The organism is Shewanella scandinavica, from assembly GCF_031932065.1.
In the GTDB taxonomy this organism is placed as follows: domain Bacteria; phylum Pseudomonadota; class Gammaproteobacteria; order Enterobacterales; family Shewanellaceae; genus Shewanella; species Shewanella baltica.
In genome coordinates, this window is sequence record NZ_JAUOES010000005.1 from 43,291 (window position 1) to 55,759 (window position 12,469).

General features: G+C 49.7%; 10 protein-coding genes. 1 reads left to right on the top strand and 9 read right to left on the bottom strand.

Translation table 11 applies throughout. The features are described 5' to 3' along the window. Positions 1 to 220: 220 nt before the first annotated feature. Positions 221 to 2,455, bottom strand: a complete 2,235-nt coding sequence (locus tag Q4Q50_RS05325; RefSeq protein ID WP_259589301.1) for a heavy metal translocating P-type ATPase — start codon at positions 2,453 to 2,455, stop codon at positions 221 to 223. Positions 2,456 to 2,604: 149 nt separating this feature from the next. On the opposite strand from Q4Q50_RS05325, the gene Q4Q50_RS05330 reads away from it, so the two are divergent. Next, the gene (locus Q4Q50_RS05330) at positions 2,605 to 3,096 is read left to right on the top strand and encodes a MerR family DNA-binding protein (protein WP_311898717.1); all 492 of its coding nucleotides are present in this window, start codon (positions 2,605 to 2,607) and stop codon (positions 3,094 to 3,096) included. A 14-nt stretch (positions 3,097 to 3,110) separates the two neighbouring features. Here Q4Q50_RS05330 and Q4Q50_RS05335 read toward each other — a convergent pair whose 3' ends face one another. From Q4Q50_RS05335 to Q4Q50_RS05370, 8 genes are all read right to left on the bottom strand, one after another. After that, on the bottom strand, positions 3,111 to 5,159 hold the full coding sequence (locus Q4Q50_RS05335) for an alpha/beta hydrolase family protein (RefSeq protein WP_311898718.1): 2,049 nt from the start codon (positions 5,157 to 5,159) through the stop codon (positions 3,111 to 3,113). A 63-nt stretch (positions 5,160 to 5,222) separates the two neighbouring features. Then, positions 5,223 to 5,465 (bottom strand): hypothetical protein, encoded by a 243-nt coding sequence (locus Q4Q50_RS05340; protein WP_006081033.1) that lies wholly within the window; start codon positions 5,463 to 5,465, stop codon positions 5,223 to 5,225. 215 nt (positions 5,466 to 5,680) lie between these two features. After that, positions 5,681 to 6,439, bottom strand: a complete 759-nt coding sequence (locus Q4Q50_RS05345) for an SDR family oxidoreductase (RefSeq protein WP_006081032.1) — start codon at positions 6,437 to 6,439, stop codon at positions 5,681 to 5,683. A 24-nt stretch (positions 6,440 to 6,463) separates the two neighbouring features. Further along, positions 6,464 to 7,366 (bottom strand): 3-hydroxyisobutyrate dehydrogenase, encoded by a 903-nt coding sequence (gene mmsB / locus Q4Q50_RS05350; RefSeq protein WP_106650064.1) that lies wholly within the window; start codon positions 7,364 to 7,366, stop codon positions 6,464 to 6,466. Positions 7,367 to 7,555: 189 nt separating this feature from the next. Further along, positions 7,556 to 8,707: an enoyl-CoA hydratase/isomerase family protein gene (locus Q4Q50_RS05355; RefSeq protein ID WP_311898721.1), complete on the bottom strand. Its 1,152-nt coding sequence runs from the start codon at positions 8,705 to 8,707 to the stop codon at positions 7,556 to 7,558. Next, the gene (locus tag Q4Q50_RS05360) at positions 8,707 to 9,480 is read right to left on the bottom strand and encodes an enoyl-CoA hydratase (RefSeq protein ID WP_006081029.1); all 774 of its coding nucleotides are present in this window, start codon (positions 9,478 to 9,480) and stop codon (positions 8,707 to 8,709) included. The genes Q4Q50_RS05355 and Q4Q50_RS05360 overlap by 1 nt, the downstream gene beginning before the upstream one ends. Positions 9,481 to 9,539: 59 nt before the next feature. Beyond that, positions 9,540 to 10,697 (bottom strand): acyl-CoA dehydrogenase family protein, encoded by a 1,158-nt coding sequence (locus tag Q4Q50_RS05365; RefSeq protein ID WP_006081028.1) that lies wholly within the window; start codon positions 10,695 to 10,697, stop codon positions 9,540 to 9,542. 166 nt (positions 10,698 to 10,863) lie between these two features. Beyond that, positions 10,864 to 12,363 (bottom strand): CoA-acylating methylmalonate-semialdehyde dehydrogenase, encoded by a 1,500-nt coding sequence (locus Q4Q50_RS05370; RefSeq protein ID WP_311898724.1) that lies wholly within the window; start codon positions 12,361 to 12,363, stop codon positions 10,864 to 10,866. Positions 12,364 to 12,469 lie beyond the last annotated feature (106 nt).

Genomic DNA, 12,469 nt, shown 5'->3' on the forward strand with positions numbered 1-12,469 from the left:
AAAGCCAGAGGGAATGCCGAAATCGCCGCACAATGCCTGCGTGAGAAGCGTAATTAATTTGACCCTATTGGCTTAGCTTTCAATGTATTCGAACAGAATGACAATCTGATGACCCGTAGCGTCGCAAACCTTGACGACGCCAAAGGCTAATGTGGACATAGCCCTAAGCTAACTCAAGATACCCGTTTCAACATTTTGAGTTAGCTTAGGTATCGACAGCTTATAACTTCTGCCGTCTTAAGCGGTTGGCGTTCGTGACGACCGTGAGTGAAGACAAGGCCATGGCGGCACCCGCGATCACTGGGCTTAATAACATGCCCGTGAGTGGATAAAGCACGCCAGCCGCAACCGGAATGCCTAAGCTGTTATACACAAAGGCGCCGAACAGATTCTGCTTAATATTGGTAATCGTCGCCCGCGACAATGCCAATAAGTTAGCAATCACTATCAACTGCTGCGACAGCAAGGTGATATCCGCACTTTCAATCGCCACCTCAGTGCCCGATCCCATTGCAATCCCCACATCGGCGCTCATCAGAGCAGGCGCATCGTTAATGCCATCCCCTACCATAGCCACCACATGTCCTTGCTTTTGCAAATCCAGCACATGCTGTTGTTTTTGCTCGGGGAGTACACCGGCAATCACTTCAGTGATGCCCACTTGGTCGGCCACCGCCTGCGCCGTTTGTGGGTTATCACCCGTTAACAGCACCACGCGAATACCCCTTTGCAACATGGCCGCGATGGCGTCTTTAGCATCAGGTTTAATCGGATCGGCCAGCGCGATAGTGGCCACTAACTTGCCCGCTTTGGCGACATAAATCGGAGTTTTACCTTGGTTTGCAAAGCTTAATGTCGCTTTTGGATCTAAGGCACTGCCATCGGAATTAACAATATCCAATGCCGTCATTAAGGCGAGATTACCAATCGCCAGCGATACGCCATCGACCTTGCCCTCAATCCCCTTACCTTGATGGTTCGTAAATGCCTGTGTGTCGGGCAATTGCGACAGGGATTGCTTGGCATAACTAACAATCGCCCCCGCTAACGGATGCTCAGAGTGCTGCTCAAGACTCGCAATTTCACCCAGCAAAGTCTCTTTATCGGCATCACTCAGCGTTTGCACTAAATTAAAATCAGTGACTTGCGGCTTGCCTAAGGTGACAGTACCGGTTTTATCCAGCACCACACAATCGACTTTACTGGCGGTTTGCAAGGCCTCACCATTTTTAACTAACACGCCCATTTGGGCGGCGCGGCCAACGGCCACCATGATAGACATAGGTGTCGCCAGCCCCAGCGCACAGGGGCACGCTATGATGAGCACGCTCGTCAGCACCACTAACGCATGGCTTAAGGCGGGTGCTGGCCCCACAAAATACCAAATTGCCGCTGCCAACAGCGCTATAGCCACCACAGTCGGGACAAATACCGCTGAGATTCTGTCAGCCAATCGACCTATGGGTAATTTCGAGGTTTGCGCTTGCTGCACCAGTGCGATGATTTTGGCGAGTTTGGTATCTTCTTGCCCCGCCGTTACTCGATAAACTAAGCTGCCGTTGCCATTGACTGTACCCGCACTCACACTGTCGCCGCGATTTTTAAGCACGGGAATGGGTTCACCTGTGAGCATGGCTTCATCTAATAGGGATTGCCCCGTTTCGACCTCACCATCGAGGGCAACTCGGTCACCGGGGCGCAAACGCAGCTTATCGCCCAATTTCAGCTGACTTATCTCAACCTTTTCATCGCCCTTATCTGTGATCCGAATCGCAGTGGTGGATTGCAATCCAAGTAATCGCTGCACCGCTTCACTGGTTTTGCCCCGCGCTTTAAGTTCCAGTCCGTGACCTAAGTTAATCAAACCTAGAATCATCACACTCGCCTCAAAGTACACATGGCGGGTATCCATAGGGAATGCGCTCGGCATAATGACCACCAGCATGGAATAAGCCCATGCCGTACTGGTGCCCAGCACAATCAGCGTATCCATGTTCGTGGTTTTGGCTTTTAGCGCCCGCCACATGCCTTGGTAGAAATGTCCGCCCGTGGTAACAAGCAAGGCCAAGGTGACCAGTCCCATAATGCCCCAGCCAAGCTGCATCGCTGGACTGTTGATCATCATCTCGCCGCCCAATAATCCCCACAGCATCATAGGCACGCCCACAACGAGCGCGGCTATGGCTTGGCGCATCCGCAGCCGATACTCAGTAGCATCTTCTAGGCGTTTTTCTTCGGCGGCGACTTTTGCATCCACCACTACCTGCGCCGGATAACCTGCTTTTTCCATCACAGTTAAGGCGGTATCGGCGCTCATCTTGCCTTCTACCGTCACTTGTTTATCGGCGAGATTAACACGCGCTTCGACGCCCGCTTGGGCGGCAAACGCCTTTTCAATTTTCGCGACGCAGCCAGCGCAATTCATATTGGCGACATAGAGTCTGGTCATAGACATGGGAGATCCCTCACTTGATGTTTTACACTATAGGTCTAAGATAAAGTCTCCCATTGCGGGAGAGTCAAGGATGAATTTACTCAATGTGATCACATCGACAATTAATTGCTGGGCGAAAAACCATTCAGTTGCTCAAAGAAGAGGTCAAGATGAAGATAGGCGAAGTGGCGAAACAAACGGGCTTGAGCGTTAAGAGTATCCGTTATTACCATGATATTGGCTTAGTGTGCGGCGAGCGCAATGAGGCGGGTTATCGAGTTTATCGCCATCAAGATATTGAAGCGCTTAAGTTTGTGCATCAATGTCGCGACTTAGGTTTTAGCCTAGAAGATTGCAAATCCTTGCTTGGCCTTAAGGGCAATGAAAGCCGTAATGCCGAAGATGTTAAACAACTTACCCGTACTCACCTTGCCTATGTCGAAGAGCAAATCAATAAGTTGCAACAGCTTAGGGCGCAATTACAGCACATGGTGACCCAATGCCAAGGCGGCGATCAGCCTCACTGCGCGATTATCGATAGCCTAAGCCATGAGGACCACGAAACTGACATAGACAAATCCCAAAAAGACCAAAGCCTGCAAGATGCAGGCTCTGAGTGTTGTCGTAAAGCCAGTCGCAATAGCAACGGCCAAGAGTCATAACGGTAAATACTGCGTTATTGATTGCGGACTAAGGTCGGCTTTAACGCCGCAGCATTATCCAGCACCAATGTTGCTAGCTTACCCGCAGGGGTGAAGTTAAACACTTGGCCATAAAATGCGAGTTCGGTCTCTAATCCTGCGGCCCTGTGCTCGGGTTTCCAACCTCCGTGTGGCTCATCTTGATAGGCGATATAAGCTGTTGGCACACCTCTGACTTTTAACGCCTCATAAATTTTTCGCGACTGCTGTGGCGGCACAATTTGATCCCGCAGACCTTGAAAAATTAACAAGGGCTCATTCAAGCCTTCAAGATGATACAGCGGCGACAACTCCCTATAGCGGGCTTGATTGTTCGCATAGGGACCAATGAGCTGATCTAAATACCCAGTCTCAAACTTATGGGTACTCTTGGCCAGCTGTTCAAAATCACTGATCCCCGCATAACTTACCCCCGCTTGAAACACATCATAAAAAGCCAAGGACGACATCACAGTTAACCCACCTGCGCTTACGCCTCGAATCGCCAGTTTTTGTCCATCAACCCAACCTTTATCGACTAAATAACGGGCCGCATTGACTGCATCTTCCACATCGGCTTGGCCCCATTTGCCGTAAATACTCTGACGATAGGCACGGCCAAAACCACTGCTACCGCGAAAATTAACATCGAGTACCGCAAAGCCGCGGCTGGTCCAAAATTGAATGTCACTGCGATAAGCCAGACTCGCACGTGCTGTTGGGCCGCCGTGCAACATCACTATCAAGGGCGGGCGGGTATCATGGGGCGCAGTATAGTTGGGGTTAACTGGCCCATAAAAATAACCGTAGGCTTGCTGGTTAACGCCGGTTTTAAAGGTAATATTTTTTGCCCGAGAAATATAATTGGGATCAAGCTTTGGCAAGTTAGGCGTATACACCAACTCAGTGCCGCGGCCGATGACTTTATAAATCCCCTTCTCTGGCGTCGCCTTAGCGCCAACAAAATAAACGGCATCTTCGCCCCTGATCACTTGGGTGATTTCGCCGAAATCGACAGCCAAGGACTCGGTCAAACCCGAATCCAAATGCAGCCGAATTAGCGCCGCCTGACTGCCAAGCATATAACTGGCAATGATGGTTTTTTCGGATTCGAAGGCGTAGTTGTGATTGCCTAAATACCAATCTGCCACGGCAAACTCGGCTTTTTTGTTCAGCACTGGGGCTAAGGTATTTTGTGCCGTGACTCGATAGATATTCCACCAGTTACTGATATCCGACACGACATACAATTGTCCATCAGGACTGAATAATGGCTGCGTCACCGAAGAATCCGTAGGCGTGTTGACCTTACGAATATTGTGCAGTTGCCCTTTACGGTCGAGATCGCCAAGCCAGAGAATACTGTTATCCCATGGCATATAGGGATGTTCCCACGTGATCCACGCCAGTTGGCTGTTATCGGGCGAGATGGCAGGCGAAGAAATAAAGTCATGCCCCGAGACAAAAGTATCGCCTTCACCAGCAAAGTTAAGATTGATTGTTACTAGACTCGCCTTGGGCTCACCGGGCTGGCGATGATCCTCGCGCACACAGATAATCCGCGACCCTTTAGGATAAGCGATACAGTCAGCATGACGGGTGCCATTAGGCGTTAACGGCAGGGGGGGTTGATTAGGGGCGAAACGATAAAACAGTTGATCCTGTGCCTTAGTGGCAAACAAACTCTGGCCTATCCCTAAAAAGGCGGCGCCGCCGTATTCATGGACGGCGGATTTAACATTAAAGCTTGGCGGCACGACGTCGGCGATATTGCCCTGTTTATCGAGACGCTTAATCCCTACTTGGCCTTGCTTATCACCATCGGATTCAGAGAAATAAATCGCCCCATCTACGCTTTGTAACTCGGCGACATTATCGGCCTGTTCAAATACATCATTCGCCGATAAGGGAGACAGCCAACTGCCATAGGGCGCAACAATACGCCCACCATTATCACTAAGATGCGGTGTTTCTTTGTTCGAGCGCTCGCAAGCCCCCAAACAAAACAAACTCCCTAGCACCCATAAATATCCATGTAACTTCATTGTTTCTCCCCAATGTTTGCCAACTGCACAAACCGAAACAAAATAGGAACTTGCAGAAATTGGTTATTTTTTAAATTTTTTTAAGAACCAATTTACCACTTGCACTTGCTGTACTTGCGTTAAGCCAAAATAAATACACACCCAAGGTGAGATAAGGAAAAACCACGGGATCACGGCCACAGAGCGACCACTGAAGAGCAGAAAAAAGAACCCGCAATAGATCACAATCAACCCTAGGACACCCACGATTAACATCATGCGTTTAGTGATTTTCTCAAGCCAGAGGGCTTTATCCTGCCAAGACATCCGGATGTTAAGCTCCATTACATGCGACAAACATGTATGTAAAGTTATGTAAAAAAACTGGAGGGCGATTGTTGAAGGTTAACAACTAAATGTCAACTCCAACAGTGAAATCTAAATAAATCCAAAGACTGAGTTCAAAATGCCATTATGTTTCTTTACGCAATAAAAAACCGAGCCTCAGCTCGGTTTTTATGAATATCAATAAGATATCGTCATTACAGACGGATACCACCATCGATTTCGAACACACGACCATTTACATAGTCGTTCTCAATAATAAAGCGTACGGTGGAAGCTATCTCGTCGGCATGACCAAGGCGTCCTACTGGCACTAGCTTCTCTAAACGCTCCAGCGCCTCAGGTTTCATTGCCGCCGTCATCTCAGTAGCGATAACGCCCGGTGCAACCGCTGCGCTACGGATATTGTAACGTGCTAATTCCTTCGCCCAGCCAACAGACATGGCCGCAACGCCCGCTTTGGAGGCGGCATAGTTCGACTGACCCATGTTGCCCGCTTTCGCTAGGCTAGAGATGTTGACAATCACGCCCGCTTGACCGGATTCAATCATGGCCGCTGCCGCTTCACGACCGCAGAGGAAGCTGCCCGTCAAGTTCACATTGATCACAGATTGGAATTGCTCATAAGACATACGGTCGGTGACTTTGCCGTCTTTGGCTTTGACTAACAGGCCATCACGCAGAATGCCGGCGTTGTTCACTAACACGTTCACTTGGCCAAAATCTTCGAGAATATAGGCAAAACCTGCTACGACGTCTTCTTCGTCGGTAATGTCTAAGGCATAACCTTGGACTTCAGTGTCCGATCCAAGCTCAGCACAGGCTCGCTCGAGTTTTTCTTGGTCCACGTCGATAAGTGCTATCTTAGCACCCGCCTGCGCAAAATTTTGCGCCATTGCCAGACCTAAGCCACCCGCGCCGCCAGTAATGACGACAACCTTATCTTTTAAATCCATCTGGTTATCCCTTGTTAACTATGTCTATTTTTTAAGTTGTGCAAATTGTTCAAAAATACTGGAAAAATCTCGGCGGCCATTGCCTTGTCTTGCATGATTCACATACAAGCTGCGGGCTAAAGCGCCCATTGGCGTGCTGGAGTTGCTCAATAATGCGGCTTCTTGGGACAGACCGAGATCTTTAACCATCAAATCTACCATAAAGCCGCCCTGATAGCCCTTAGAAGAAGGTACAGTCTCCATCACACCTGGGCAGGGATTGTACTTCTCTAACGTCCAGTTGCCACCACTGCTGACCTTCATAATGTCGGACAAGACTTTAGGATCAAGACCATGGTCAATGCCCATTTGCAACGCCTCTGAAGTGCCGACCATCAACACAGATAACAGCATGTTATTGCAGATTTTAGCGACTTGTCCCGCACCTGGGCCACCGGCGTGGAATATGTTCACCCCCATAGCTTTCAATACTGGTTGACCCCGCTCAAATGCGCTATCGGAACCACCACAAATAAAGGTTAAAGTGCCCGCCGCCGCGCCTGCAGTGCCGCCAGAAACCGGTGCATCCATAAACTCTATGCCGCTTTTAGCCGCTTCGGCCGCCACTAATTGCGCGCTTTGCGCATCTATGGTCGAGCAATCGATCAGTAAAGTATCACCCGCAACGACCTCGAGCAGGCCTTTGTCTGTGCCATTGCCTAAATATAAATTTTTCACATGCTTACCCGCAGGCAGCATAGTGATCACTACATTGGCACCCGCCGCCGCGCCGCAAGCCGTACTAGAAACAAAGGCCCCTTGCTCGGCAAGGCTTTGCATGGCTTCTGGGACTAAATCAAATACGCGAACCGTCATGCCCGCTTTTAATAAATTGGCTGCCATTGGGCCGCCCATATTACCTAAACCGATAAATGCTACTGTACTCATGCTGTCACTCCTGTGTGCTGTTCTCTTTTTAGTGTAGTGATTTAGTGTAGTGATACTGCTAGTCCGTTGATTATGCTGTCGTTATCACAGAGTAAAGCGAACTTGGCTGAGCCTATACACTCAGCACTATTCAAGTCTGCGTTAATCAAGTCAACGCTTAGCCAACTCTATGCACAATTAACTCAACGCTTAGCTCAGTTGGCTAAAGGGATGCGCCTCGCCCCAAGGGGAAGTCAATATTTGCTCAAGTACAGCGGTAGGCACTGAGTTAACATCCTTAAAGCGCCACTGGGGTTGTCTGTCTTTATCAATCAAGAGTGCGCGAACCCCTTCGCAGAAATCACCATGGGCACACACGTTAACGCTGACGGTTAATTCCCATTTAAAACATTCAGCTAGGCTTAACTTAGTACCAAGTTGTGATTGGATATTAACCAGATGCCAGCTGATAGGACTGCCAGCCAGGAAGGTGTCGCGCGCCTTCATTAACCAAGCATCCTCCGACGCTAACGTCGACATACGGGTGACAATATCCTCCAAGCTACCCGCCATCAGTCGGTCGATATTATCTTGGCTGTCCGCCAATACACTTTCACCCTTAGGGATATCCACTTGATTAGATAACTCGTTGATCATGCTATCTAAGCGTTGATGATTAAGCGCCGGTGTATCGCTCCAATCTAAGGTGGCCATGGCATCGAACATCAGTTCTTTGTCGTCACGGTTCAGGTAATGATCGGCAAGGCCCACATAACAGGCATCGGCGGCATTGAGTTGATAGGCCGTTAGCCCTAAAAACAGTCCCATTTTGCCCTGCATGCGATTAAGGAAATAGCTTCCGCCCACATCGGGATACAGGCCAATCGTCACTTCAGGCATAGCAATGCGCGAAGTTTCGGTAACGACTCTGTGGCTTGCGCCCGCCATCAAACCGAGCCCGCCGCCCATCACAATGCCGTCGCCCCAAACCAACACAGGTTTGCCAAAGGTATGCAGTAGATAATCGAGACGATATTCCTCTTCGAAGAAAACCTTCGCCTCCTCAGTCACTTGTCCCTTCGCGGCAATGGATGCATGGTATAAAGCACGCACATCACCACCCGCACAAAATGCCTTCTCACCACTGCCATCTAACACGATACAAGCGATAAGCGAGTCTTTCTTCCATAGATTGAGCTGCGCCGTCATAGCGCGCACCATGTCTAAATCTAAGGCGTTGAGGGCTTTTTCCACATTGAGTGTCACCACCCCAATCAACTTACCGGACGCGGTGGCTAAGGTTTGAAAAACCACGTTTTGCGTGGTCGTGGCCTGATTTACGTTATCTACTACATTAGTCATTAGCGGTTCTTCCAATCAGCTTTACGTTTGCCCAAAAACGCATTCACGCCTTCGGCCTGATCTTCGGTATCAAATAACCCGACAAATAATTCACGCTCAATCGGCAGCGCTTGGCTACGCGCCATAGTGCGGCCCGCTTGAATGAGTGTCTTGCACGCTGTGACGCTGCTTGGGCTTTGGTTGGCGACTTTTACGGCCAACGCAATTGCCGCATTGAGCGCTTCGCCCGTTTCGACCACTTCTTCCACTAAACGCAGATTCAAAGCTTGAGTCGCATCGACGCGCTCACCGCATAAAATCATCCGCTTAGCCCAACCTTCACCAACTAATGCGGTCAGATTCTGGGTGCCACCTGCGCAAGGTAATAAACCTACGGTCGCTTCAGGCAATGCCATCACAGCTTGAATTTCGGCGATTCGAATATCACAGGCAAGTGCGACTTCTAAGCCTCCGCCCATGGCATAACCGTTAATCGCGGCAATCGATACACCGCGGAATTGACTTAGGGTTTCAAAGGCTTCACCGAAGTGCTTTGCCATCGTCGCCGCATTGCCTTTGTCGCCATCACTAAACAGCTTCAAATCGGCACCGGCAGAGAAGAACTTTTGCCCTTGGCCCGTTAACACTAAGGCATAAATTTCTTTATTCGCGTTCAGCTCAAGCACTTTGGCTTTGAGCGCCTGCAAACTCTCGGCGGTCCAAGTATTTGCCGGTGGATTATTCATCGTCAGAATGGCCGTATGGCCTTCGATACGTTCTACTAAATATTCCATCTGTATAGACTCCTTTTATGTTATCGCCAACCGATAAGTCACACTTCTTGCGAGTAGACTTAGAGGATTTGTCCTGCATTTTCATCGAGTAAACGACGGGCGATAATTAAGCGCATAATTTCGTTGGTGCCTTCTAAAATCTGGTGCACACGCACATCACGGAAATGACGTTCCAGCGGGTACTCCCTTATATAACCATATCCGCCATGAATTTGCAGCGCCGCATCACAGACTTGAAAGCCCACATCGGTGGCAAAACGTTTCGCCATGGCGCAATAGGCAGTGGCTTCAGGATCGCTGCTGTCGAGTTTAAAGGCCGCAAGGCGCACCATTTGACGGGCTGCGACTAACTCAGTCGCCATATCGGCGAGCTTAAATTGTAGTGCTTGGAAAGCCGCTAAAGGTTTACCAAATTGCTGACGCTCATTCATATACTGAGTTGCACGCTCCAGCGCCGCTTGCGCAGTGCCTACTGAACAGGTCGCGATATTGATACGACCACCGTCTAAGCCTTTCATCGCGAAGGCAAAACCTTGGCCTTCTTCACCGAGCAAGTTGGCCACTGGCACACGCACGTTTTCAAAGGTGATTTGACGGGTCGGCTGGGCATTCCAGCCCATTTTATCTTCGGCCTTACCGTAGATAACGCCAGCGGCATCTGCCGGAATGGCAATGGCAGAAATCCCCTTAGGCCCAGCTTGACCGGTGCGGCACATCACCACTAATAGCTCAGTGGCGCCCGCACCTGAGATAAACATTTTCGAACCTGAAATCACATATTCATCACCGTCACGCACCGCTTTGGTTTGCAAAGATGCGGCGTCGGAACCCGCGCCTGGCTCAGTTAAGCAATAGGACGCTAACATTTGCCCTGTGGTTAACGGCTCAGACCAAGTCTGACGCAGCGTTTCAGTGCCCCAAGTCGTCACCATCCAAGTGGCCATATTGTGAATGGTCAGCATGGCCGTGGTCGCTGTACAACCCTTGGCGAGCTCTTCAAAAATAATCGACGCATCGAGGCGCGATAAGCCCATGCCACCTTCAGATTCGGGCGAATACAGAGAGCAAAAACCCAGCTCACCGGCTTTTTGGATCACGTCTTTGGGGAAATGATGTTCTTCATCCCACTTGGCGGCAAACGGGGTTAACTCTTCCGCGGCAAACTGGCGCGCAAGATCGGCAAACTGACGTTGGTCATCGTTGAAATTAAAATCCATTTGGCTCTCCTATGACTCTGTGGTCACTTTTTTATTTTATAAATTGGGCGCCGTAAAGACGCCGCTGTTTATCGATTAATCACTGAGCTTAATCACTAAGCTTAATCACTAAGCTTAGCGAACGAGCTTAGCGAACGAGCTTAGCGAACGAGCTTAGCGAACGAGCTTAGCGTAAGTTAATGCTCATGTTTGGCGTAGACGCCACGGCGATATCGGACTCAAACCAGCGTGAAGTGATGGTCTTAGTCTCGGTATAGAAACGTACCGCTTGCTTACCGTAGGCATGTTGATCGCCATAGAAACTGCCCTTCCAACCAGTAAATGAGAAGAAAGGCAATGGCACAGGAATAGGCACGTTAATCCCTACTTGGCCGACTTCGATTTCGTGTTGATATTTACGGGCCGCTGCGCCGCTGGCGGTGAAGATAGAAGTACCGTTGCCATAAGGGCTGGCGTTGACTAATTCGATGGCGGCTTCTAAGGAGTCTGATTCCATGCAACACAGTACAGGGCCGAAGATTTCTTCCTTATAGATGCTCATCTCTGTGGAGACTTTATTGAACATGGTTGGGCCAATCCAGTTGCCTGACTCATAACCTTCCACGGTAAAGTCGCTGCCATCGAGTAAACACTCGGCGCCTTCGGCCTTACCTTGGGCGATAAGTTTAAGCACCCGCGCCTTAGCGGCTGGGCTGATAACCGGGCCATAACCTGCTTCTTTATCGTCCCATAAACCTGGGCGAACCTTGGCTAAGGCTTCTTTTAACTCTGGGATCCACTCTTTAGCGGCGCCAACAAACACGGCAACCGAAATCGCCATACAGCGCTGACCCGCAGCGCCTACAGAGGCGCCGACTAAATTGTTGATCACTTGCTGTTTATTCGCATCAGGCATGATAACGCAGTGATTTTTTGCGCCCGCAAAGGCTTGTACGCGTTTTAAGTTATCGGTACCGGTTTTATAAATATACTGGCCCACAGCCACAGAACCGACGAAGGAAATGGCTTTAATTGCAGGGTCTGCCAGCAGAATATCCACGGCAGTTTTGTCGCCATGCACTAATTGCAACACACCCTTAGGTGCACCCGCTTCAACAAACAGTTCAACAAGGCGCTGCGGCGTCATTGGATCTTGTTCTGAAGGTTTTAAAATGAAGGTGTTACCGCAAGCAATTGCCAGTGGGAACATCCATAACGGGATCATCGCAGGGAAGTTAAATGGCGTAATACCGGCACACACACCCAGTGGTTGAGTGTAGCTGTAGGTGTCGATTGAACGCGCGACGTTCTCAACGGTTTCGCCCATCAATAATGACGCCACGTTACAGGCGTGTTCAGCGACTTCGATACCGCGCCATACATCGCCCTTGGCATCTTCGAAGGTTTTACCCGTTTCATGGGCAAGAATAGTCGCAAGTTCGTCGTGATGTTCTTTTAACAGATGTTGATAACGCAACATGACGCGCGCACGTTCAGAGACAGGCACTTCTTTCCACGTTTTGAAAGCGGCTTTGGCGCTAGCAATAGCAACGTGAACTTCTTCGCTAGTGGCAGCATTAATCACGGCAATCGGCGAGTTATTCGCGGGATTGGTGACAATAATCTGCGATGTGCCCGTACCTTGGGTAAACTCACCGTCAATGTAATGCTTTACTTGTGTGGTCATATTGCAATCCTTTCCTTGTAGAGTGATAGGCTGGCGGTGCGATATTATGATTATCCTCAAGGGAAGTGATTGCCCTTGCCAGCCCCGTCTTGTTGATTTAACTAAA